Source organism: Azospirillum mesophilum (assembly GCF_053470405.2).
This window is the reverse complement of the sequence record NZ_JBPXMQ020000066.1, coordinates 1-24,105: the sequence shown is the minus strand read 5'-3', so window position 1 is coordinate 24,105 and position 24,105 is coordinate 1. Positions and strand designations below refer to the sequence as shown.

Here is a 24,105-nt window from a genome sequence, read left to right as displayed (position 1 = left end):
TGTCGGTAGACAAAAATATCTGCACATGGATTGCCGCTAAAGCATTGATTTAGCGTGCGTGGTTAATGAGCTAGATTTGGGATGTTTGCACGTGACGGCCACGCCGAGGATCGTCCACCGGCTTGGCCTGACAAAATTGCTTGCACCTGATGACCATGCCCCACCTGCCCGCTGATCGGGCAACCTTGCAGGAAGGGTGTCCTTATGCCTCGCACACATGCTTCCTGCGACGGGGGGCGAAAAATCCAATTCGGTGATGCTAAGATCGTGCCTGGTCATCAACCCAACCCTCTGGAGAGCCACGATAATCTATTTCAATCAGATTGATGCACCGCGACAGAAGCCTTGAATTCCAGCGACGACAGCGTCAAACATCGCGCCTCTGCGCTCCCGTTCTTCCCATCCTGATCGCCGCACCACACTGGCCCCGTCAACATGCACTATCTCGGAGATCGCGAGTGACAACCAAGCCGGTCAGGACCAGCAATGACCTCGTCAGGCGCATCTGGAATCTCTGCCACATCTTGCGGGGGGATGGGGTTAGCTACCATGAGTACATCTCCGAACTCACCTACCTCCTGTTCCTCAAGATCGCCGAGGAGACGGGTACCGAGTCGGCATTGCCGGAGGGCTGCCACTGGCGTGATCTGGTCGGATATGAAGGACCAGACTTGCTAACCTTCTATCGCGACATGCTGACCTACCTTGGAGGGCATGCCTCAAGCCCCATCGTACAGGAAATCTATGCCTTCCCAACCACCGTATTCTCGCACTCGGAAAATCTGAAGGCAGTGATTGCGGGAATTGCCAAGCTCGACTGGCATTCCGTAGCCGCGGATGGGATGGGTGACATCTATGAGGGGTTGCTCGCCCGGAACTCACAAGATGCGCGATCAGGCGCTGGTCAGTATTTCACGCCGCGCCCGCTGGTCGACAGTATGGTGCGACTGACACGCCCAGCGATGGGCGAGACAATACAAGATCCCTCATGTGGCACCGGCGGTTTCCTGATTTCGGCGAAGCAATACGTCGAGGCTGGCGCGTCCCCCGGTGCATACCCTGGCAACCCGCCGTTGTTCGAGGGTGTCGAAATAGAGAAGGGGACCTATCGCATCTGCCAGATGAACTCATTCCTCCACCGTTTGGATGCCCGGATTCTGTTGGGCGATGCGCTCACCACAGATGCAATAACTCTCAGGCCGGCCGACCTCATTCTGGCCAATCCACCGTTCGGCAACAAGGCTGGAAGCGCGAGGAGGACGCGCAGTGATCTTCCTCATAAGACAGCAAACAAGCAATTGGCCTTTCTCCAGCACATCCGACTCGGCCTCAAAGACGGCGGCCGAGCGGCAGTCGTCGTGCCGGATAATGTGTTGTTCGAGGGTGGTGCTGGAAAATTGATACGCGCTGACCTGCTGAGTGCGTGCGATTTGCACACCATCCTACGCCTGCCCAACGGGATATTTTACAGTCAGGGCGTCAACACCAATGTCCTATTCTTCCGCAGACGAGATGGGGTCTCCAATAATTCGGAGCGGATATGGGTCTATGACATGCGGACGGCTATGCCCCGGTTTGGCAAGACGCGCCCGCTCCTGCCCGAGCATTTTTCTGAATTCGAGGCGCTGTTCGGCAATGACCCACATGGCAGGGCACCGCGCTCGGAAGAAGACGCCATTAGCAGGTGGCGCTGCTTCGGGCGCGCGGAGATCGCGGATCGTGAGGAGAACCTAGATCTGGTCTGGCTCACCCCACAGGATAGAGACGGGGAGGCAGGGGAAGTTCTACCCCAAGAGATCGCTTCCACTATCCTCTTTCATCTCCAGACGGCAATGGCGGAGATCGAGGTGCTTGCCGAGGAGTTCGCGTCCGAGGAGGACGAACGGTGAAGGAGCTTCCGCTTGGCTGGGCGAGGACCACAATCGGATCGATTGCGGAGCTTGTGAACGGACGAGCTTTCAAGCCGAGCGATTGGACGAGAACGGGCCTCCCAATCGTCCGAATCCAAAACCTGAACAGGGCTGACGCAGCATTCAACCACTTCTCGGGACCGGTCGCGGAGAAACATTTAGTCCGCAATGGCGACCTCCTGTTCGCTTGGTCGGGAACGCCGGGCACGTCGTTCGGGGCGCACATTTGGCGCGGCCCCACCGCTGTCCTGAACCAGCACATCTTCAACGTCCGGGTCGATCCACACCTAATCGACCGAGAATTCCTGCGGCTCGCGATCAACCAGACGCTCGAAGAGCAGATCGCTAAGGCGCACGGAGGTGCCGGCCTCCGTCACGTTACCAAGGGCGCCTTTGAAGCGACAGAAATTGTCGTGCCTCCGCTTAACGAGCAGAGACGCATCGTTGAGCGACTGAGGAGCGCCGAAGAGCGAAGTGCCGCCGCACGATCGCACCTCGATAGCGTTATTACCTCCGTCGAGACTGGGCGGTCGGCTATCCTGCAGTCCGCCTATAATCTCACCATACTCCCAAAGCAACGGCGCGCAGAATACCTTGGAGGGCCGCCAGTCGTCTCCGTGGGCGAGATCGCGACTGACCTGATGTATGGCTCGTCCGCCAAGTCGACGCCGACCGGAAAAGTGCCCGTCCTGCGAATGGGCAATATCCAAGATGGTATTCTCGACTGGTCCAACCTAGTCTACACCTCCGATGATCAGGAGATTGAGCGCTACTCGCTCCAGCCTGGGGACGTGCTGTTCAATCGGACCAACAGCCCCCAACTCGTCGGCAAAACGGCCCTTTTCCGCGGGGAGCAGCAGGCGATCTTTGCCGGATACCTGATTCGAATCAGATGCGCTGATCGCATGCTGCCGGAATACCTGACCCATTGTCTCAACAGCCCTGCCGGTCGCAGCTACTGCCGTGCCGTTAAGAGTGACGGTGTGAGCCAGTCGAACATCAATTCCAGAAAGCTTGCAGCCTTCCGACTCCCCTGCCCCAGCATTGCCGACCAGCGCGAAATTATCGAGCGCGTCGAGGCGGGTTTGAGTAAGCTGGCGTCAGCTGCGGAGCAGGCGAGAAGATCTCGCGATGGCATCGCCATGCTGTACGGTCGGCTAGTCAATCAAGCCCTTGCTGGGCAGCTTGCAACCCGGAACCCCGCCGACGAAGCCGCGACGAAACAAATCCAGCGGCTCGCTGCCGTGAAGGAGCGTCAGAAGGCCGAAGACATCGATAAAATCGCATTCGGGGTCGAAGCTATGCAGAGAACGGTAGAGGATATCCTGCGGGAGGCAGACGACTGGCTGCCATCCCAAGAGGTTGCAAGGCTATATGGCATAACGTCCGGAGCACCCACCGAGGCGGTGGAGCCATTCTACACGGAGTTGCGCAAACTCGACGCGTCTGGCAACCTGCTATCGGAACCGATCCGCGACGGCGCGGGGACGAAAATCGGTGATCGCCTAAGATTGAAGGCCTCCGTCTAACATGCGTGTTGACAAGATAAAGATCGGGAGCGACAAAGACAGCCCGACGCACCAATTTAAGAACCTCAAGGACGTTACCATCGATTTCGATCAAGGCGAGTGGGTGACCGTCGTCATAGGTTGGAACGGTACAGGTAAGTCAAACGTTCTTGAGGCCCTCGCGATCATCTTCCGCGAGTTGATCGGACCGCGAAGAACGCCTCGCATAGATTTTGCGTTTGAGTTGATCTATCGGATCGGTCGCGGCGACCTCCAGAAAAACATTAGCATTTATCACGACCCCGACATGAGGGAGCCATTCCAAATCATGGTGGCCTCCGCTGCCATGTCAGGAAATGGAGAAGCTTCGGCTCCACAAAAAATGAAGCTGGGAGCATTTCTAAAGGACGAGTCAAATCTTCCGCGCTATGTCTTTAGTTATTATTCCGGCGAGAGCCCTCGAATGCGAGACGTTTTTTCGCCGTACACCCAGTGGTATGACGAGCAACTGAGACGAGGCAGAGACCCGGGTTTGAAGAGGCTGTTCTATGCCCTGCCGGTACATAGCCAATTTGTTCTGCTTGCGTTTATGATTGGCGGTTCGGGTCAAGCCTCTGGTTTGCTTCGCGACCACTTGGGGCTCGACCCTGACGAGGGTCTAGAATCTGTTCTGTTCGTCCTGCGCAAACCGCCCTGGAAACCGCATCCCGACGGGGATCCTCGCTTCTGGGGCGCTAGAGGGATCGTGAGCAGCTTCCTAGATCGCGTCTGGGAGGTAGCCCTCGCACCAATTGAGGTGGAGCGCCGAGTGCCTACATCTCTCTGGAATAAAGAGACTCTGCAGTTCAAGTACCTTTACATTAAGGACATACAGGCGCTTAGAAGGTTGGTTGGAACGCAGTCTCCAGCACATTTTTTCAGGGATCTCGAGAGTACTTATGTGTCACAACTCGTCGATGAGGTTCGCATCAAGGTTAAGCTCAGGAAAAACGACGGAACGGTCACTTTCCGTGAGCTGAGCGAGGGCGAACAGCAGCTACTTACGGTACTCGGTCTGCTCCGGTTTACTGCTGAAGACGAGAGCCTATTCCTCCTCGACGAGCCAGATACCCATCTTAATCCAAAGTGGAGCGTCGATTATCTTACTTTCTTAAAGGAGTTCATAGGCAACTCGGTGGAAGAGCAGGAAGCCAGCCACGTTATAATGACTACACATAACCCGCTCGCCATCGCAGAACTTCTGAGGGAGCAGGTTCAGATACTCCAGGCGCGCGACATGGACGGCAAGCGCCGGATCGTGGCTGCGTTTCCCGAGATGGACCCCCGAGGAATGGGATATGCCGCCATCGTCACGAGCAAAATGTTCGGCATTGCATCGTCCCTCGACAGGCCCACGCAGCTCGATCTTGAAAAGCAGCGCCTCTTGTCTACGAAAGACCAGCTCTCACAGGCGGAGCAGGCAGATTTGGATGGCGTTAATAATAGGTTGGACCAGTTGGGGTTTCGCTTTTTCTACCCGGATGACGAGTACTCAAGGTATCTCCGCCTTCGAAGCCAGGAGTTGGAGCGAATCTTCCATACGCAAAATGTCGACAATCTTGCTAACCGCGTGCTCGACATGAGCCTGGAGGAGCGAGAGGAACTTTCCCGACGGCTTATCGCGGACTTGGTGCGTGACCAGCAGGGGCCGTCGAATTGAGATACGTTGACATTGATGAACTGCGTCTGCGTGACGGCTGGCTCGAAGAAGCCGAGGCTGCAACACGGGCGGTAGTGCAAAACGGAACCGTGCCGGGCGAACGTGACCAGATCTGGCGCGATGTAAAGTCAAAACTTGCAGATTTACTCCACGATAAATGCTGGTTTTGCGAGACGCCTATTCCGAGATCGGACAACGCCGTCGACCACTTTCGCCCGAAAGGACGTGTTAGCGACGCAAAGCAGGAGCACTCAGGGTACCGCTGGCTCGCGTTCGAGCGCGGAAATTTCCGGTATGCCTGCACTTACTGCAACAGCCGACGCATCGACGTGGAGCACGGCACCAGCGGGGGCAAGGCGGACCGGTTCCCGCTCATTGACGAGGCTGCACGCGTCTATGAAGTCGATGTGACGACGCTGGATTTCAGTGACCTTCTCAGGACTGTGCGGAAGGAACAGCCGGAGATTTTGGACCCGTGCGATCTCGAAGATTGGAAATTATTAGGCTGCCAGCGCGAGAACGGACATCCATGCCCAACAAGCAGCGACAAGAGTGTAGTTGTTCGTGTCCAGAAATCCATTGAGGTATACCATCTCAACCACGAGCCCACATGCAAGCAGCGGCACCGTGAGGCTGTAATGCTTCTAGAAGCTGTACGCGAAGCAAAGGCCGCCTTTCTTAGAATCGACGACAACAATCCGGATACTAAAGCAGATTTCCGGGGCATTGCGAAGCGCATCCAGCGGATGATCGACAGGAAGGCTCCGTACAGTGGCGAGATGATCTTCCTGCTCCGCGGTCAACGATCACCTGATCATCCTTGGATCCGGCAGTTGCTGGAGCTCTAATAGGTAAGCGTTAAGACCGCCCCCTCCCTGTCCCGTGAACCCGCGCGCAATCTCGCTCACGGAAGGGGAACCGGGAAGAAAGGGGCGGCAACAGGGGCAAAACCCCGGGCATAACCTTGGCCGTATGCGGCGGCAGGATCATACAAATCGAGGATTCGCAACGGCTTGACCGAACGGCCCACAGGCTTGAGCGTAGCGCTTGCCCGGGGTTTTGCCCCTCTTACAAGGGGCGGTCTTAACGCTTACGTTCAATACGCAGTTCGGCTGCGGCGGATCACCACCACCTCCCCCTGTCCCGTTTGGTCAGCCTTCGAACGGCGCAGCCGCACGCGCACGCCTTCGGGGTAGATCCAAACATCCTAAAGTGCAAGGCCGACCAGGTCCGACCGCCGCATCGCGACGCCGAAGCCGTCCAGCTACAGGGCGCGGTCGCGTGCGCCGATGGTCGTGTTCGGGAGCGTGTCCAGCATGGCGCGCAGGGCCTCGCCGTGCATCGGGGCGACTTGGCGCTGCGCCGATCCCAGCGTGCCCAGCCGGCCTCAGCGTTCCCGGTTCCGGGCGAGGGTTCTATCATAAGCGTTCGCCATTGAGCCAAGGGGGAACGTATGGAGGATGGATCACCTCCTGCGGCGTTTGCCAGTCGACGATCGACACGAGCAATCGGTCGATGCGGTCGGGAAGGTCGGTACCGGGAACAACACCGGAATCCCAATCGACCGCTTCCAGGCGGAAGCGGTAGGCCAAGTCCATTTTCGACATGCCAACGACCCGCGTCCGCCCATTCTCGTGGCGAAGGCATCCACGCGTGATCGCAGGTGGGAGATAGTCTTCGATCGTATACCGATCCGTGATCCATACGACGTCCGGCCGGCCCATCCCTTCCGCTTCGGCGACCAGCCGCCGCTTTTCCGCTTCTGGGATTCCGCCAGCGTTGGTTGGAATGTCCCGGTCGATAACGACGGTGAAGTTTCGGTTGATTGCGGGCAGTGCGATGCGGTCGTTCTCCTCTTCAACCAGCGTGACATGCTTCAGTAGAGCACCGCCGAAAGTGGCAATCTGGTAATGCATCCTTTCAATCGGCACCGGAAGGCCTCGCTGCCGCGCGCGCTGTTCAATCCAGGTTTTGAGGTAAATGCGATCAGTCGGCCCCTCTACCCAGATGATCCCATTGGCCTGCACCAGATCGCCGGATGTCACCCCAAGGTCATCGAGCAGGCGCCGCCGGTCCGACAGCGGCTCGCAGCGGCCCCGCGCCGCCACGAGTACTTGGGCGTGCACGCGATCGCAGAGTTCCGGGTTGGTCAGCACCGGGGAGTGGGTGGCGAGGACCGTTTGGAAGCCGCGTTGGCAGCCTTCGTGGTCGACGAGGTCCAGCATGACTCGTTGCAAACTCGGGTGCAGATGCCGGTCGGGTTCGTCGAGCAAGACCAGTGATCCCGCCTCGCAGCCACGCAGGAACGCGAGCACTGAGGCGAGTTGGAGCCACCCGAGCGGCAGCGCATCGCGATGGACGAACGCGTGCTGGCCGGGGTCGTCTTTGAAGTAGACCCCGATGTTGCCGGGTTCCGGGGTAGCTCCCTGGAACAGCTTGAACACCGACATCTGCGGATTGTGATAGACAGAGGGAAGGTGAGGACTCAGTTCATTCAGCACGCCGACCAACTGTGCATCATCCAGCTCTTCACCGGGTCTTCGTCCGGTGGCGGGGAAATAGTGGACGCGGAGGGCCGCCGTGTGCTCTAGGAAAGATTGGATGGTGTCCGTCCAAGTACCAGTGACGGGCAACTTCGGAATCATCTCCTGGCCGTGAATGGCGATTGGGCCGCGCCGACCGAACAGTTCGGCCGCGTTGAGTGTGAACATCTGATCAGCGTCTGGCGTCCGTTTCGAAAAGCGGACCTGAACGCTCCATCCAGGCCCTTCGACGTCGAAGCCGGAGCAGTCTTCACCCGGGTAATTCTCGCGGGGCAAGCTCGGCCAGCACCCCGGTTCGGCCAATGCGCGCAACAGGTCGATCACTGTGCTTTTGCCGCCGCCATTGGGGCCAACGATAATGGTGATCCGCCGTAGTTCGAGCCAGCGGTCCAGGCCGTTGATCGAGAGATGGTCTTCGAGCGACGTCGTCCAGCCGCGCTGCTGCCAGTTCAGCTTGCGCAAGCCGAATAGCCTTAGGCGGCTTACCGGCAGGAGCACTGTATCGCTGCTCATGAAGACTCCATTCGTCCGTGCAAGGAGAGTAGCGGGCCATCAAAGGGCCTGGCGGTGGATTGATGCTCTTACCCGCTTGCCAGCCGATCACTTTCCGAATTCGATCGCGCGTCCATGACGCCGCTATTCCTGGCGGTGAACTCGACGGATCGGTTGGGAGGCTCAGATTCACCCGGCTTTTTAGCCACCGCCAGTGTCACCGTCTTCGTGCGGCGAGCGTCGAGGGGGAAGTAAAAGTTCGCCGCTTTTGGAAGGTGTCACGGAGGGCAGCCTTGCTGGGTGCCTGAGCCGAGCAGCGGCTTTCGAGACGTATTTCCTAACCACCTCGAACACCAAGAACGGCGCTTCGGTGGCATAGTTCATTGGCGCGCTCAGGCAATTCCTGATTCGAAACCCATCCAGTTGGGCTTCCAAAGTGTTGCTGTCCGCAAACTCCGCGATCAAACCGAGCAACGTGCGGGTGCGCTCCGCAGGGTGTTCGTCAAGCCGACTCACGCAATAGATTTTTTCGAACTTGGGCCAGATTACAACCACGCTCGAGCCGATTATCGGGCCAAGACCATCGCGGTTTGGAAGCGCTTCGCTGGACAGAATGCCCGCAATTTCATCAAGGAGAGCACAAAAACTTTCCTTCGAATTATCATGGAAGAACACATCGATTTTACTGGAACTGTTACCAGCGTACGCCTTCATATAAGCCTCATTCAAAATGGCCTTTCCCAGCTCGGATTCGGGAAGTATCAAGGGTATCACAAGGGGGCGGCCTGTGCTTAACCATTGCCGGAAATCTCTTTCCAGTTGCTCACTAGACTCGTAACGGGTTGCATTAAAGAAAAACACAAAACACCTCTCTTCATATCTGAATATAGCTAAAGTCAAAAGCCATAGCTACGCCGTATTCTTCGTCCATCCACACTTCTTCTGGCCAGAGATCATAGAAATATAGAAAACACTTTGATATGATGGGACGAGCAATGCCGCAGACTTCAGATAAGTTTTTATTGCATAAGTCGCCACAACCCCGTATTTTTACTTCCTCAATAATAAACGAGTCAACTTCATACACCATGGATAAATAATGCGCGCGATTCGGATCCCACATTGCAACAAAATTTCGAAATGACCTAAGGTATGTTTCGCAGATTGATTTGTTTTTGTCGTGGATTTCGCAACTGATAATCATGCATACACGGTTAGCAATGTGCCACAGCAAGCGGGCAAGCGCCAGATCGCGATACGTGCTGTATCTTGGCTCTTGACTTCCGACGGTACTGAGTTCGTTGCCGGAAAAGCCAAGGGGGTCGAGTTCACCGGTGCTTGTCCAGAGCAACGGCAGACTGGCCCGGGCGGGCCGATCCTCGGACGACTCGATCACTCCAAAATAATGCGGGATGATACGTTTGGAGTGCTTGAGGGCGACGAGGGGTACATGCGGATAAAGTTCGGGTGATAAAAGGGTTCGAGCAAATTGCGAAACATACACGCTGCGAATCGACAGCATCGAACGCTGAGACAATGTCAACGCAACATGTTCGTAGACATATGGCCGCTTGCTACAGCAAACCACATCGATAAGTCGTCCGACAAAATGATGGCTGCCGAACTCCGTATATTTGTCCAGCGCTGGACCGAGAAAATTTATGGCCTTTTTGACTTCGCCTTCCACAAAAAAGTCGGTGCGCTTCGAGCTGTTCTTAACCGGTTCCTGAATACGGAAATGCGCCTCGACCAAGGGCGCTGCAGCGTAATAAAAATCATTATACAGAAAATTGTACGCCATGACGCGCCCAATGAACCTATGGCTCGGTATGGCCTTCCATTCGCGCGCTCGGCGCGTCAGCTGCGTGTATCCATATCGTGCAAGAACATTGAAGAAATGCAGAACGCGGGCGACGGTCGAGTGGTTGAGGCATCGGAAATGATCGAATTCCTCTGGAAGCTCTCCGTCGGTTACGGATTTGATTGCTTCGTAGTAGGCCGCCGGTGCAGCCAAGCCTAATTTCATCCTCTCAGCCGCTAACCTCTCCACTCCTGCTTTGACGTCATGTCGCGTGGCGATGCCGCGCAATCCAGTCATGGTATTGATCACATTGCCTTCGCACGATGTGAAATACAGGGACATGAAACGCTCCCTTCATACGTCGGCCGCGTGGAGCGGTGCTCAATGCAAGAAGGCAACCCGCTACAGGCAGACGGCCACCCACGACACCGGCACCCATACGCTGAAACAATTTAACGCGAGATTACTTTCCATAGTGAGGTCGTGTCCCGTTGCGTGGTGTAGGATCTGTGGGGAACCGGTCCGCCGTAGCGCCCCCAAGCTGGCGTAGGCGGGCCGGTTCCCCACAAGATCCTACACCACCCGCTGGGACACGACCCCACAGTTCTGGACGTTCCTTCAACACGCCATCCTAACACTGTTGGGCACCAAGCCTAGACGGATATTCAATCTTGTCGCCCACGCCGTAAGGTAGGTTTCGTCGTTTAGTCTGTCGCGGCACCGCAGCACCCTTCGGAAGCGCGTCACCGATATCGAACTCAGGTTTTTCCCAAGAGCATCCACTTCCCAGCGACCGCAGTTGTCCACCAGCCCGTCCAACAAGGCGGCAAGGTGCGTTTCCATTTCCGGAAGACCACAAGAGCGATGGTAGGTCAGGGCGAGGCTGGACAAAGCATGTTCGCCGGAGTGATCGACACTCACCAACACCAATGGGATCCGCGTCTTCGGCGTGAAAATGGCGATCAGGCATGGGCGACGACGGCGCCCTACCATTGAGAACGCACGGCCTGGCTTCAGGAGACAAAGTGAACTCGCAACATGCACCCCCGGTAGCTCCTTCGCCATCAACCTGATCACCGTCATCATAGGTTCGAGTTCCCCCGCATCGTTCGGCTCCGCTGGCTCGAGCAGGCGGAACTCGATGGGTGACAGGGAGGCGGATGAATCGTCCTCCGCAACACTGACGCCGATTCGCTGCCGTTGGGCGTTCGGCCGGTCACGCCGCGATCGGGATTGCTCTCGTGCCGAGGCATCTTGGTCCGATGAAGTGGAAGGCCGCGCCCCGAGGACCACTCTTTCGACGGGAACGGCGCGATCGAAAGTCCCCATCTTGGCCGGGATATGGAGCGCAGTCTGGTGAACGTTCGTCCGGCTGCCGGTCGCCGCAACGTCGATGATCGGGTCATGGGCGAATGCCGGCGCTGCAGACAAAAGTGCAGCATTTTCATTTTGATGTCGGGATTTGAGGCTGACAGGACGGAACGGCTGCACCTCGCGGATGGACGGATGCGAGTAGCGCAGGAGATCACAGGGAAAGTGTTTGCCGGTCATGGAGTGAATCTCCAGGACCAGCACTGTTTCTTCCCACTCAAGAGCGCGTACCACCCAGACCGCCTCGAGCAGACGTGGAGGTGTGATACTTACGAACTTCTCCCCCAGCGTCCTCTCCCGGACACTGTCCCATGAGCGTCGACCTTCCGGTTCGACAGCAGTCCAGGCGAACTCGCTGGCGAACGCATCGGACAGACAGTTGCGCGGCATCCCGCGGGTAAAGCGCAGGTGAAGCTCCGGGTGGAAGCCGGGTGCCTCCGGACTGAAAAGCTCCATGATCCCGGCTGGGCGCATCAGGGCGTTCGCCATGGTCTTGTTGTGTAGGAAGAGATAGCGAACCATCTCGACAGTCGGTACCAGGATCACCCTTTCGCCCTGTCGGTAGCGCAGCAGGTGCTGAATACCGGCGGGAGGCTTTCCGAACGAAAATACTTCGGATGGGATCGCTGTGGTCGTAACCTCCTCGGCGGCCCCGACGTCATCGACGCGCAATACCAGGGAGCGCCCGCGATGAGGCGTCTTGCTCTGGCATCCTTGGATAAAGACCCGGCCTGGTGCCAGAAGGGGGAGCATCCCGATCGGTAAATGCCATAGCTTGAGCTTCCCCGTTTCCAGGTCATGAGTGATGGTCAGCACCAGCCAGCCACGCTGGACATCCTCTTGGAAGCCGACCAGCCAGAAGACCTCCAGCGCATCGGCGTGTTTCAAAAACTGCCGGACCAGGGTCATGGAGCCTCCAAAACGGCCGCTATGTCCGCCAAAGCCGCTTGAATGAAGGGAACGGAAGCGGCCGGCACCCCGGACAGTTTTCGAACCTGAAGGATCGACGCGGTGGCTGCGGCCGCACCAAGGTTCGCCAAAGCCCGCGCGATAAGGCGCTTGTGGAAAGCCTCCGTGGTTTCGGTCACCTCGCTGAGCGCGTGCAGGGTCTCCGGGAGCCGGTCTCCCCAGCGGTCGGTATCGATCATCTTGCCCAACCGGATCTTGATCGCGTTCCTCGTGACCCTGCGCCGCGGAGTCTCGTTCAGCATCTCGGCCGCCGCATGCCGGATGCGGACGGCGAGGTCCAGGTCCACCACCGGCCAGTCGAGCGTTTCAGGGCGGAATCGGCGGTGAACCGGGACGATCAACGACGCACTCATCCATGTCCGTTCTCGGCGATGCTGAAACGCGCTCTCTGTCGGCGCGTGTTTGGCAAGACCGCCACCGTTCGGGGGCAGATCGTCGCGGGGGGTGATATGCCGTCGGCCCGCGGTCGCACTAGGAGCAGCCTTCAGAGACAGTCGCGAAAGATCGTCCAGCAGCAGGTCGAACAGGATGTGGTGCAGGGGGTGAACCGGTGGTCCGTGCGGATTCATCAACGACGAGAGCCAACCGGTGCTTCGCACTTCCTTCAGAACCGGTTGGATGGGTCGGGCGAAGGGAACATACGCCTCACACAGGCGTCGGAGGTTCGGCCGCATTGGTACTCCGTCCGTTAGCCCGAGTTCGGCCAGGGCGCTCAGACGGACTTCGGCGGAATTGGCGGGTGGCGGCGCCTCCAGCAGCTGACATGACCGCCGGGCGATCTCCTGCAACAAAGCAAGGCAGGTACCGTCCACCGTCCAGGCCGGTCGGGGAATGTCGCCGAGGTCGGCAACGTTCGGCGCCGTGACCAGATGCTGATGCTCGGCGGTGGTCGCCGGTGCGTTGGCGACGACGGTCAGAGGCACTCCGTGGTCGGGACAGACCAGCACGCCGGGAAGTTGATGTGCCCGCCGCCAATAGGGTTCGCCGTACCGCTCCGTGGCCTCGACCGCGCAGAAACGGCAACAGCGCAGGACCGTGGAGAAATGAAGCGGGTTGGCCGCGATGTCCCAGGTGGCAAACCTTCGCTCCGCGGAGCGCTCGGTCATCGCGTCCAACATCGCCTGCCGCACCGGTGGCGGCTCATAGGCGACGCAGTATGGATAGAAGGTGGCAGTCATTGCCAGCCGTGTCGGCGTGAGGCGGCGGTCGGGCGGCAAACGGCGGGCGAGGTCACGAAGACGCCCGACCAGGAAGGGTGTAAGGCGCACGCTCCGATCGCCGAAGAGTTCGCCCATCGTCAGCATCGGGCTGTTGGCGCCGGTGTGGCGGTGATAGCGCGCCACCACGCTGTACAGCAGCTCGTCGGGGTAGATGGTCGGGAAGTAGGGCAGCATCTGGCCCTCACGCGGCGAAGTCCGCCATCGGCGGCTTGATCACCCCCGCATCGAGGAAGGCGGCGTGAACGGTCTGTCCCCCGGCTTTTGCTTGCGCGGCGATGGCGCGCAAATCGTTGGCTTCGAGAGGCGCCAGCGGGACTCCTTTCGCTTTGCTGACGCCGCGGCGCTTCACCGGCTTCTTCTCTGGCTCACGTCCTTGGAGCTTGTCCATGATCCGGGCGAGAAGATCCATCGGTCCGAGATCAGGCGCTTCGGCAAGAGCATCGGAAAGCGCAAGTTCGGCGAGTTCCTGCGTCAGCCCAATCGCTTGCAACGCGTTAAGGGTGGCTTCCCGGGCCTTCCCCTCGTCCCTGCCGGGCTTTCGACCGGACACCCGGGGTCCGACTGTTACTGAAGGGGCCAACTGCGTCGTGGCGTCGTCAAGTGCCTGCTGAACGAACGCGTGAAGCGGGCTCAGGTCGTCGTAGAGCACGAGGGCCTTCATATCGTTGGCCCGCAACGCCTCGATCATTGGGGCGACGAGCTTGAAGTTCTCCTTAGCGACGTGCCGGAGCAAACCGGCCCCCAGCCGCTCGGGGCGGTCGCGCAGGGCGCCGAGCTGGATAGCGTGGACCTGGGTCAGCATGAAAAGCTTCACCACCAGATCGACGATCCCCTGCGTCTCGTCGTACAGAACATGACGGAGTTCCTCGGTCAGGGGCGTGTGCTCCCGCGTCCATTGGAAATCCCACATGCGCTCGACGAACTGGTTCCAGGCCGGGCCCTGCGGAAGGCGCTCCCACGTCAGGCTGCCCATGCCGCTGGCCCGCCGCGCGTTGCGGAACGCTCCCTGCAGCAGGGGAACGGCAGCCAGCGTACCGATGATCATCACCGGTATCCCGATGGTGTTGACCAGCGTCACTAAGAAGTTCAGGAGATCATCCCGGCTGGCCCCGGGGGCTTGGCGCAGATGCTGAATCTCGTCGACCACCAAGGTGCCCAGCGCGTGCAGTTCGGCCACATGGGCCATCCACGCCATCATCTCGTCCACCGCGAAGCGGCTGGCTCCGTACTTGCGCCGGTAGCGCGTGCCCAGCAGCAGATCCATCTCTGCGAAGAAGTTGATGCAGAGCTGCTTGGGCGAGCCCTTGTAGGGGCAATCCAGCTTCAGCCAAACCACCTGCTCCAGGCTGAACGGCTGGGAGTGATGGATCGTCTGCGGATAGAGCTTTAGCACCCGCTCGATGCCGCGGCTCTTGCCGATACCGGAGCAGCCGACGATCGCGAAACCGTTGGCCGTCGCTTCGACGGAATGGCGCGGGGCGATGCCGAGGTCGTTCTGCTCAAGGCGGTCGTAAGAGTTCTGGAGCCTGCGGACGTAATCCCCGTTGGCCGGATTGCGCCCGAGATAGCCCTGGCGGACCAGCATGGAGAACCGCGATTCCAGGAGAATGTGGCGGTCCAGCGGGTCGAAGTAGCGCCCCAACCGCTGCACGCAGTGGGCGCGCAGATGGGCGGGGTAGCGCCGCTCGGCCTCGTCGAACGCCGGCAGGTCGGTCAGGCGCTCCAGCGCCTCGGCTGCTGACAGGATTGGAGGTAACCGGTTGATGAAGGGATTGTCCCGGTATTCCGGCAGGGTGATGGGTTCGTCATCGCCGCCCATCGTCATCCGGTCCCTCCGTCCGTTGCTTGCGCATCTCACCCGCAGTGGGCAGGTTGAAGTCGTCCTCTTCCGGCGGCTTGGATATGAGCGGGACTACATTCCCCCCGCTTGGTGACGCGGCTGGCACCTCGCCGATCCGGAAGGCCTCACGGTCCTGATTCTCGCGCCGTTCGTGCCGGCGGTTCTCCTGGATGCCCTTCAGCTTCTGACGGTCGCTGCCGGGTTCTGCAGGAGCCGCCGCGTGCTTCGCCTCGGCAGCGGAGATGATGTCCTTTGCCGCTTGTAGGAGATCGATCCGCCCCTGAAGCGCCCGGGGCTGGTGAGCATTCTGCAAGCGGCGTTCATCCTGCCGCATCTGGTCGATTTCCCACAGCGTGCGGTCGCGGTAGGCGGCACTGCGGTCAGTCATGGCGCAGGGGATAAATTGAATGCGACCGCGATCCCCGTCGTGCAGGTAGACCTCGTTCATGCAGCGGGGATCGTAGGACACCTGCACCGTCCAGGCTCCCCGCTGCCGTGCACGCTCGAACCAATGCTCGGCCACGGCCTTCGCGCAGGTGTAGTAGCAGCCGTAGAAGCGGATGCCGTGCATGGTGACGGTCGCCTCTTTCGAAGGCAGAACGCTCAGCTTTACGAGATCGGCCGGGTAGGACCGCAGTTGTCCGCTCCGCCGCGCGATACCCCACTCCCACAACTCGATGGGGATCGCCTTGACCTCCTCGGCGATCATCTGGCGGTCGCGGGGGTAGTCGCGGATCAGATGCTGGGTGTTGTAGTAGCGGACGCAGTGGATGATGATCGCGGTGAACTCGTCGATGTCGAGCTTGGCGTCCAGGCGATAGTCGCGGGCGCCCCGCTCCTGGAAATCTACGTCGATGTAGCCCGGCGTGTAAGCACGGAACTTCGCGGGCAACAGCCGGAACCGTTGCTCGACGACGCCCTTCCAGTCGGCCCGGTAGGGCGCGGTGTTCTCCACCTCGACGTGGAAGTTCTGGATTAGCGTTTCGACGGACGGGCTGATCATCTCGCCACGGTCGCCGAGGAGTCGGTCCGGCATGTGGTGGCAGGGCCAGTCGGCCTCTTCAATCTCGATGCCGAACTGGCGGCAGTAGGCCACCTTGTCCGTCGCGGCGTTGGCGATCGCCATCATGGCCCCGACCCAGGACGGCCCCTCAAAGCCGATGTAGAGACCGACGATCATGCGGGTGAACACGTCGATGACAACGTAAAGCACCGGGCGACCGACCAGTTTGTTCCGGTTCATCCGGGAGACGAGATAGATGTCGGCGATCGTGGCGTCGATCTGGTACCGGGAACCGGGACCAAAAACCTCGGCCGTGGAGGTGTTCAGCAGTGCCCTTAGATCCTTGTCGTACACCCGGGGCGTGCGCCGCTGGCGTTCGATGCGGAAGACGTCGTTGTCCTTGTCGAACCAATAGCGGAACTGGCGCAACGTCGGGTGCTCGGCACGGACGATGGCTCGCTGCCGACCAGTCTCTTCGTCGAGCCGGAGATCAGTGAAGTGGTCGTTGATGAGTTCTTCGTAGCAGCCGGCCATGTCGAGCCGGCGGTTGACGGCAAAATAACGGGTCACCGTGTCGCGAAACAGGCCGCGCATCCCGGCGTCCACGTTGACGCCGATGATGCCGGTCGTGCTGACCCGACCCCGCTTCTTCTCGGAAACCGCTTTGGCTTTGCCTCGGCCGCCGCAGCGGTCGTAGTCGGGCAGGAGCGCGTTCGGCGACATGCCTCGCTGCCAATAGCGGCGGAGCTGCCGGTAGAGTGTGAAGCGGTTGCCCCCCGTCTCGACCACGATGCGTTGAACCAGTTTCGCCCGTTGGTTGGGATGGAAAATGGCAGGCGCTTCTATGACAAGGAGGCGAACCAGCTTCCAAGCGGCGTCGCGATGTGCCCGGTGGTTCTCAGGGATAGCCGCCTCGTTGAGCGGCGCCAGCCAGGGGTCGTTCGCGACGTCGGCCAACAGCGCATCCGAGCGCAACCGATCAATCTCCTCCGACCGGCGGAACACCGGCATCGCCGCCCCGTCATCGATATCGATCATAAAACAGCCGCGGCCGAGCGGGTCGAGCCACAGCACCCGCTCCGTCCGCGCCTCGGCGACAAAGGTGACCAGCTTGTTGATAATAAGGGGATTCACGCCAGCTGCCTCCCTTGGCCGGGCTCGGCGAACCGCAGCCATATCAACGGGGCATCGTAGTCCAGGGGCTTGGTCATGTCGCAGACGAGAGCCCGCGTCGCGATGAGGTGGCGGACCAGCATCAGGGCCGTGGCCGGAGGCAGCTTCAGCCGAAGGTCCATCTCGGCGCAGAACTGCTGGAGAGACAGGTACGTCCGCGCCGGCACCTCGCGGGCGATCAGCGCGGCCATTTCCGCGTAATAACCGGGGTAAGGCTGCGTCAGGTCAGCGACCGACGCGTGCTTGTGAACATGACCGATGTTTTCTGTATAGGTCGCAGGGATGTCAGCGTCGGTGACGATGCCCCAGTCCACTCCCTGTTCCGCCCAGTAGCGGCGCTCAATCTCCTGCTTTTCGACGATCCTATCGTTCTCCAGCTTGTCGGCCGGCTTTACGGAGCGCGCGATCAGAACCCTCCGTCCATCCCGCACCACATCGCACAGGAAATCGGTGGTCATCACCAGCGGGGTCTTGGTCGTGGTGTCGCGGGGATGGGTAACGCCGATTCGCTCGGTGATGGCTTGGGTGACGGTCCGGTCGAGGGGAAACTGCTCCCGGATGTCGATCACCGACTCGGACCAGTCGAGGATGTAGAAGAGATCGCGCTCTATGTCGGACAGAAGATGGTGGACCCGTCCGGTCTTCAGCCCACGGGGCCGGTGAGTGCGCCCGGTCGACGGCACGTCCTGAACGGTGAGCCAGGGCTTGTAGTCCGCGCCCACGCCGGTGCCCCGCCCCTCAGCGTGGAAGCGGGCGATCTTGTCCTCATCGAAGCTGTACCTGCGGCGCCCCATGCCGTCACTCCGCAGCCCGACTACCCCTTTCGAGGGTACGCCATCTGCGGCGAAGCGCAAGCTTTGCTGGTTCAGCACCTACCGGCTTGGGACCGTGTGCAAATTATCTTGGCTCTTGTCGGAAAGCGGGGTGGTGAGGGGCGGCGTGAGGACAAGCGACGTCGTCGGTTGACGTGAGGATCGCCCCTTGTCGTGGTTTTTGCGATGCCGTCGCCCCTTCTGGTGAACCTGACGTCCCTGCTCGATGACGCCAAGTGCTACGCGCTGGTGCGCCAGCACCGCTGGCCGGAGGGCGTGCGCTGCCCGCATTGCGCCAGCGCGGCGGTGGTCCGCCATGGCTTCGACGAGACCCACCGCGAGCGCCAGCGGTATCGCTGCAAGGCCTGTCAGGCCCGCTTCGACGACCTGACCGGCACGGTGCTGGCCGGCCACCACCGGCCGCTGCGCGTCTGGGTGCTGTGCCTGTACCTGATGGGCCTGAACCTGTCGAACCGGCAGATCGCCCAGGAGTTGGACTTGGCGGTGAGCGACGTGCAGGCGATGACCGAGCAGTTGCGGACCGGCTTGGCCGCCAAGGCGCCGCCCCCGCCGCTGAACGGCGCCGTCGAGATCGACGAGGTCTACGTGGTCGCCGGGCATAAAGGCCAGCCGGCCGAAGTCGCCAAAAGGGGCGCTCGGGACGGCGCCGCCGGCTGAAGGGCGAGCGCGGGCGCGGCACATTGGCGAAGGACAAGCCGCCCATCCTCGGCCTGATCCAGCGCGGCGGCGAGGTCGTGTTGCACATGCTGGCCAACGTCCAGCAGGCGACCATCCGGCCCATCATTCAGGCGTCCGTCGCCGCAGGCGCCCTGATCCACACCGACGAGTACGATATCTACGCCCGTCTGGAGACCTGGGGCTACGCGCATAAGACCGTCTGTCATGCCCACGGTGATTACGCCCGCGATGAGGATGGCGACGGCTTTTGCGAGGTTCACGTCAACACCATCGAGGGCGTCTGGTCCTTGCTGCGCTCCTGGCTGCGCCCGCACCGCGGCATCTCCCAGGACAAGTTGCCCCGCTATCTCGCCTTCTTCCAGTTCGTTCATAACGCTCGGCGGCGCGGAAAGGCCCTGCTCGCTGCCCTGGTGGGAGCCATCGTCACATGATCGCCCACGCACCACCCCGCTTCACGACAAGAGCCAAGAATATTTAGAGTATAGGCAAATCCGTACCTTCCACTGCGCAAAGTTGCTGCGTGCAAACGTGCTAAACCCATGTCCGCAAGAGAAGATGTTCAAAGTCCCGATCCGGAACATTGGTACCTGTCCCTTCCAGGAACTTGACCACCTGCCAACGTTTCGACGTCGGGTCGCGCCGCACCATGAGTGCCGAACCGTACGACTTATGACGGGAGCGGTTGGCGATTTCGTTGCGATCGTCGTTTATTCTTTCCTTAACCTCGACCAAGCGCGCGCGCTCGGTATTTGCCATTCCCTCGACTCCTACAACGAAATCGGGGAAATATGGATGCCCGTCCGCCTTGATGATGGCAATAGAATGGCCACGGTGTGGTACATTGCGGTGCCACCACCGCACGATTCCTGAGGTGTCTTCGTCCAAAAGTTCAGCGAAAGGACGTTCCCAGGTGTTCAGGTCCTGCGGGTAAATTCCGTACACATTGAGCCGGGACGGATCGAGCGGAAAAGGCGCGTAATGCGCCTCCGGCAATGGCTCCGTCGAACGCACCTCAACGACTTCGCCCATGCAAACTCGGCATGCCGCCGCAATCAGCCGGGGATTTTCGGCCAAGATCAGATCAAGGCACCGCCGGAGGTCTTGCTCCGATGGCTCCGCTAGACGCCGATGCGCCGCTTCGCGCCGCAAACGCTCCAGAAGCGCGCGACGGACCTGGCGCGGGTCGATCCGGTCGCTGAACTCGAAAGCGTGCTGCGACTCTCGCGCAAGCCGAGTCGGCGACAGCAGAGCGTCCTCGTGCGAGGTCGTCCGCCATTCCTCGAAGAGGTCCGTTTCGATGCGCTGTACACGGCCATATTGACGGAGCAGGAACATCATCATGCCGTCCGTGATATGGACGCGAGCCGCAACGGCATCGGCCAACGGCATGAACGTCGAGGGCACCATTTCGGTTTGGAACACCCGTGGAAACTCCAGATCGCTGCGCAGCCGATAGACATGGCTTGCTGGCGGCTGAGGCCTCAGCTTGGGACTGTCGTTGCCGGAAGAGGGCGCGTCGGCGAATAGCTCGTTGCAACTGCCGAACAGATCCCCAGCCGAACCAAATCGACGTATTGCCCCGCTCGTCAGCGCCTGGGGCCGGGCTTCCTGCTGCACCATGCCCGTTACGCTGTCGAAAACGCCCTTGAACCCGTCTTCCCCAGGGGCGATCACTGTAACACCGTCGGGGCCGCTTGCTGCCTCGAATACGATCACATCGTCGGCGACGGTGCGGATCTCGTCGCGGACCTGACCAATCTCGGCCGCAGCCGAGGCAAGCCCCGTCTGGCTCTCTAAAAGAGCCAGGAACACGTATCCGTATTCCAGTTCGGCGGGCAGGTCAGTCCGATGCCTAAGGCGCGGATGCACCCGCATGATGCGGCCAATGATCTGAAGACCGAACTCGTGCCCCCGGTTGGTTCGCGTCGACGCCAGCGTGAACGCGCGGGGTGCATCAAAGCCAGTGGCAACAGCGACCTTGAAGATCAGAACTTCCTTAGATTCGTCAAAGGCAAGGGTATGGAGAAACCGATCTGGCTCTTTTGCAGAATGTTCGGCTATGACACTTTCGGGAACGCCACGCTCAACCAGGAAACGCCGCATGGCGGGAATGGCGCGGTCGCCATCTTCCACTTGGATCAGCAAGAGCGGGGTGAGGGTGATGCCATTGTCCAACAGCAGCCGTTTCACGAGCCGATGGTGGGCGAGTGCCGCGTCGACCGCCGTTTCGGCGGTGTCGATCAACGCGGCGTCCTTCTGGTAGGGCTTGAAGGCGACTGCGCGCACTCCGCGTTTGTTCAGCCGCGTCTCGACGACGTGGTTCCGCGCGACCGAAATCGTATTGAGATTCGCTGGCGGAATGTTCGCAAGACGGCAAAAGGCCTCAACATCACGATCGCGCGGCGTGGCAGTGGCCAGGATCGTAACATCCGGCTTCAGCACTTGGGTGTAGAAGCGGCACGCCTCGGTTCCCGGCCGAAAACCGTGATGGGCTTCGTCCACCACGCAGCCGATCCGCCAGCCCTCCACTCGCAACGCCTCAATCAACAGGTCGAGTGACGGAGCCGACTCAGCGTCGGTCCTCACAACTCGGCTTTGCGCATTACGTGCCGCGACCGTTTGCCAATTGAGTACAAACGTGTCGCCGCGGCGAACACGGGCGAGATGACGGTCCGTCCGCACATCGCGCACTCGCAACGTGGGACAGTCGCGCCGGATGGCGTCCGCCGTCTGTTCGATCAGACCCGTGAAAGGGGCAAACCAGAACCAGACCACCCGCTCGCCTTCGCTCCGCAGCACTCTATCCGCGCGGGCCAGGGTTTCGCTCATCATCAGGGTCTTGCCAGCGCCGGTAGGTGCCTGCAGCAAGATCGTCCCCATGCTGAGCGCGATTCTCCGCCGAGCGGATTCTGCTTGTGCCATGGTGCTGATGGTTTTTTGGATGATTCCGACCATCGCTGTGACGGCCCGCTCCTGAAACTCTTCCAGGGATGCGCCACCTGCGGATACGGAACTCACCATTGACGTGGCTCTCATGGTTCGAACCTGTCAACAAGGTCGTCCGGCAGCTTGCGAACCACCGCGCGACACGTCCCGAGCGCGTCCCGCACCGCCCCCGGGGTCCATGACCACACCGTCAGACGCTTGGTCTTGGCCATTTCCTGCAGTTGGACCGCGGTTTCCTCCACGACCCGATCAAGGTAGACAATTGCTTCGTCGTCCCGTTCAGACAGCCAGAAAGGAGCATCGGCCTCGACAGGCCCAAGCGGCAGACCATGGATCAGGCGTATGGCCGTCCAAGCCCGCTCCGGCTCCAGATCGTAACCGACGTCTTCGAACGGCACCGTAGCGCAGCGGGCGTGCATGCTTCCGCCGCCGCCTTGCCAATGGACTGAGGGTGAAATGCCTCCACTTTCGCCAGCAACGACGGACGCAAGCCGTGGCAGGCAGAAACGACGAAGATGGGTCTGGTTGTCGATACCGATGTAGCGACGCCCCATTTTGTGGGCAACGGCGGCCGTCGTTCCTGAACCGATATACGCATCCAGAACGAGATCACCGGGAACGGTCGCGATGTGCAGAATGCGCTGAATGAGCCGCTCCGGCTTGGGAGTATCGAAAATATCATCGCCGGCGAACAGGTTCAGGATTTCCCTTTTGGCTTCTTCAGTGTCACCGACTTCGGCGCTGGTCCAGAGCGTTCCCGGCACAAGGCCCTCATCTTCAAAAGCGAAGCGCTTGATCCGCGGACGGCTATCGCCACCGCGCGGAAAATGCACGCGCCCATCAGCCAAGTGCTGCCGAAAGGTCTCTTCCGTTGCGCCCCAGCACCGGCCGCGCGGCGGCTTCAGCACCACACCGGTCGGACTGACGATGTCGTAGACTTGGTTTGCCCGATAGCCCTGAGCGGTGAAGGGGATCGAGCGCCATTCCCCTCGCGGGTCGCCGTCCGGGTTGCCGTAACCGTCGCTCGTGGGCGGCAGCTTGTTGCGCACGTCGCGCCACGCCTGGGCGCCCATGGGGGCGTAGACGAGCACGTAGTCGTGAGACACGCTGAAGGCCGCGCGGTTTTCCCGAGATGTCCGCTTCTGCCACACCACGTTTGCAACGAAGGCGTGCCGGCCAAAAACCTCATCCATAAGAACTTTGAGATAATGGCCCTCACGGTCGTCGATGCACACCCAGATGCTGCCGTCCGGCGTAAGCAATTCTCGCATGACCTCTAAGCGCGCGCTTACCGCCGACAGCCACGCTGAATGCTCCCACCGGTCGTCGTAGTGATCAAACGCCGCCTTTGTGTTGTATGGGGGGTCGATGCAGATGCATTTCACACGCCCTGCCATTGTCATGCGCAAATAGCGCAGCGCGTCCCAGTTATCGCCTTCGATGATGATGTTTTCAGTAGGCAAGCCACCGACCGACAATGACCAGTCCGGGTCGAGGACGACAAAGTCCCGATTGAGGTTTTCGTTGGCGCTTGCTCGTTCCCAAACGAGCCCAATTTTTCGCTCTGCGTCACGGCGCAGAAGCAATTGCACCAGTTGCTCGCGAGACAGGTCGCTATAAGGGAGTTGAATGGTGCCGTCCATCATAACCTTTGGTCGGATAAATGAGTCTGCACTGTCGTCGAAAAGTTGTCTTTCTATGATTTGATACGATCTCAGGCTGCCGATCAAGCGTCAAAAGGCTGTGATGCCAGCGTGGGCACCATCCTGGTGAACGGCGCGTTGAACGTTAGGCGCCCGACCATGATCCCGCTTGGCTGCGGCAAGCGCACAGCGCGGGGCGCTCGGAAAGACGATACATAGGAGGACGAGCAGGGCCTCCTGCTCGGCGACACGCGTCCGTATCCAAATGACGCCGCGCGTGAGCACCGGCCATCCTCGTCCCGTGGGATTAACCAAGGCAACGAGAGATCACCACTCGCATTGCCAAGCTCCCCTCGGATGGTCAGTTGCCCGGCAAGTGAGCATGCCGCGGGGAAGCCTGATCTCGACTGCGAGCAAACTATTTTGTCCATGTGCAGACTTTCTTGTCGATGTGCAAACATTTTTGAACGATCACA

The 24,105-nt window shown here is 60.1% G+C and carries 16 protein-coding genes; 6 read left to right on the top strand and 10 right to left on the bottom strand.

The window, feature by feature from the left end:
• The first annotated feature begins 458 nt into the window (after positions 1-458).
• Genes ACSVC7_RS30985 through ACSVC7_RS30970 form a run of 4 tightly spaced genes read left to right on the top strand, consistent with a single transcriptional unit; the run spans position 459 to position 5,965 of the window.
• Positions 459-1,889, top strand: coding sequence for a class I SAM-dependent DNA methyltransferase (locus tag ACSVC7_RS30985; RefSeq protein ID WP_448208669.1), 1,431 nt, complete (start codon positions 459-461; stop codon positions 1,887-1,889).
• Positions 1,886-3,439 carry a restriction endonuclease subunit S gene (locus ACSVC7_RS30980; RefSeq protein ID WP_448208668.1) on the top strand — a complete coding sequence of 518 codons (1,554 nt, stop codon included), beginning with the start codon at positions 1,886-1,888 and terminating at the stop codon, positions 3,437-3,439. Before ACSVC7_RS30985 ends, ACSVC7_RS30980 begins: the two co-directional genes overlap by 4 nt.
• A gap of 1 nt (position 3,440) precedes the next feature.
• Positions 3,441-5,117, top strand: a complete 1,677-nt coding sequence (locus ACSVC7_RS30975; RefSeq protein WP_448208667.1) for an AAA family ATPase — start codon at positions 3,441-3,443, stop codon at positions 5,115-5,117.
• The gene (locus ACSVC7_RS30970) at positions 5,114-5,965 is read left to right on the top strand and encodes a hypothetical protein (RefSeq protein ID WP_448208666.1); all 852 of its coding nucleotides are present in this window, start codon (positions 5,114-5,116) and stop codon (positions 5,963-5,965) included. Before ACSVC7_RS30975 ends, ACSVC7_RS30970 begins: the two co-directional genes overlap by 4 nt.
• A 570-nt stretch (positions 5,966-6,535) precedes the next feature.
• Here the strand turns inward: ACSVC7_RS30970 and ACSVC7_RS30965 are convergent.
• From ACSVC7_RS30965 to ACSVC7_RS30930, 8 genes are all read right to left on the bottom strand, one after another.
• Positions 6,536-8,173 (bottom strand): ATP-dependent nuclease, encoded by a 1,638-nt coding sequence (locus tag ACSVC7_RS30965; RefSeq protein WP_448208665.1) that lies wholly within the window; start codon positions 8,171-8,173, stop codon positions 6,536-6,538.
• 180 nt (positions 8,174-8,353) lie between these two features.
• Positions 8,354-8,866 (bottom strand): hypothetical protein, encoded by a 513-nt coding sequence (locus ACSVC7_RS30960; protein WP_483509044.1) that lies wholly within the window; start codon positions 8,864-8,866, stop codon positions 8,354-8,356.
• Positions 8,867-9,026: 160 nt separating this feature from the next.
• Positions 9,027-10,295, bottom strand: a complete 1,269-nt coding sequence (locus ACSVC7_RS30955) for a hypothetical protein (RefSeq protein ID WP_448208663.1) — start codon at positions 10,293-10,295, stop codon at positions 9,027-9,029.
• A gap of 276 nt (positions 10,296-10,571) precedes the next feature.
• Positions 10,572-12,233 (bottom strand): hypothetical protein, encoded by a 1,662-nt coding sequence (locus tag ACSVC7_RS30950; protein ID WP_448208587.1) that lies wholly within the window; start codon positions 12,231-12,233, stop codon positions 10,572-10,574.
• Positions 12,230-13,687 carry a TniQ family protein gene (locus ACSVC7_RS30945; protein WP_448208588.1) on the bottom strand — a complete coding sequence of 486 codons (1,458 nt, stop codon included), beginning with the start codon at positions 13,685-13,687 and terminating at the stop codon, positions 12,230-12,232. Before ACSVC7_RS30945 ends, ACSVC7_RS30950 begins: the two co-directional genes overlap by 4 nt.
• Positions 13,688-13,694: 7 nt before the next feature.
• Positions 13,695-15,338, bottom strand: coding sequence for an ATP-binding protein (locus tag ACSVC7_RS30940; RefSeq protein WP_448208589.1), 1,644 nt, complete (start codon positions 15,336-15,338; stop codon positions 13,695-13,697).
• Positions 15,319-17,490 carry a TnsB C-terminal domain-containing protein gene (locus ACSVC7_RS30935; protein ID WP_448208590.1) on the bottom strand — a complete coding sequence of 724 codons (2,172 nt, stop codon included), beginning with the start codon at positions 17,488-17,490 and terminating at the stop codon, positions 15,319-15,321. Before ACSVC7_RS30935 ends, ACSVC7_RS30940 begins: the two co-directional genes overlap by 20 nt.
• Positions 17,487-18,401, bottom strand: a complete 915-nt coding sequence (locus tag ACSVC7_RS30930; RefSeq protein WP_448208591.1) for a TnsA endonuclease N-terminal domain-containing protein — start codon at positions 18,399-18,401, stop codon at positions 17,487-17,489. Before ACSVC7_RS30930 ends, ACSVC7_RS30935 begins: the two co-directional genes overlap by 4 nt.
• A 126-nt stretch (positions 18,402-18,527) precedes the next feature.
• Between ACSVC7_RS30930 and ACSVC7_RS30925 the strand changes: the two genes are divergently transcribed.
• Complete coding sequence (locus tag ACSVC7_RS30925) at positions 18,528-19,019, top strand: transposase (protein WP_448208592.1); 492 nt, start codon at positions 18,528-18,530, stop codon at positions 19,017-19,019.
• Positions 19,016-19,471: an IS1595 family transposase gene (locus ACSVC7_RS30920; protein WP_448208595.1), complete on the top strand. Its 456-nt coding sequence runs from the start codon at positions 19,016-19,018 to the stop codon at positions 19,469-19,471. Before ACSVC7_RS30925 ends, ACSVC7_RS30920 begins: the two co-directional genes overlap by 4 nt.
• Positions 19,472-19,571: 100 nt before the next feature.
• On the opposite strand, the gene ACSVC7_RS30915 is transcribed toward ACSVC7_RS30920, so the two are convergent.
• Positions 19,572-22,061: a DEAD/DEAH box helicase gene (locus ACSVC7_RS30915; RefSeq protein WP_448208593.1), complete on the bottom strand. Its 2,490-nt coding sequence runs from the start codon at positions 22,059-22,061 to the stop codon at positions 19,572-19,574.
• A gap of 11 nt (positions 22,062-22,072) precedes the next feature.
• Positions 22,073-23,632, bottom strand: coding sequence for a site-specific DNA-methyltransferase (locus tag ACSVC7_RS30910; protein ID WP_483509040.1), 1,560 nt, complete (start codon positions 23,630-23,632; stop codon positions 22,073-22,075).
• Between the last annotated feature and the right edge of the window lie 473 nt (positions 23,633-24,105).

Excerpts from the sequence above, each read along its gene's own strand:
- ACSVC7_RS30975 (WP_448208667.1), top strand. The coding sequence starts at position 3,441 with ATGCGTGTTGACAAGATAAAGATCGGGAGCGACAAAGACAGCCCGACG.
- ACSVC7_RS30965 (WP_448208665.1), bottom strand. The coding sequence starts at position 8,173 with ATGAGCAGCGATACAGTGCTCCTGCCGGTAAGCCGCCTAAGGCTATTC.
- ACSVC7_RS30960 (WP_483509044.1), bottom strand. The coding sequence starts at position 8,866 with ATGAAGGCGTACGCTGGTAACAGTTCCAGTAAAATCGATGTGTTCTTC.
- ACSVC7_RS30955 (WP_448208663.1), bottom strand. The coding sequence starts at position 10,295 with ATGTCCCTGTATTTCACATCGTGCGAAGGCAATGTGATCAATACCATG.
- ACSVC7_RS30950 (WP_448208587.1), bottom strand. The coding sequence starts at position 12,233 with ATGACCCTGGTCCGGCAGTTTTTGAAACACGCCGATGCGCTGGAGGTC.
- ACSVC7_RS30945 (WP_448208588.1), bottom strand. The coding sequence starts at position 13,687 with ATGCTGCCCTACTTCCCGACCATCTACCCCGACGAGCTGCTGTACAGC.
- ACSVC7_RS30940 (WP_448208589.1), bottom strand. The coding sequence starts at position 15,338 with ATGACGATGGGCGGCGATGACGAACCCATCACCCTGCCGGAATACCGG.
- ACSVC7_RS30925 (WP_448208592.1), top strand. The coding sequence starts at position 18,528 with ATGCCGTCGCCCCTTCTGGTGAACCTGACGTCCCTGCTCGATGACGCC.
- ACSVC7_RS30915 (WP_448208593.1), bottom strand. The coding sequence starts at position 22,061 with ATGGTGAGTTCCGTATCCGCAGGTGGCGCATCCCTGGAAGAGTTTCAG.
- ACSVC7_RS30910 (WP_483509040.1), bottom strand. The coding sequence starts at position 23,632 with ATGATGGACGGCACCATTCAACTCCCTTATAGCGACCTGTCTCGCGAG.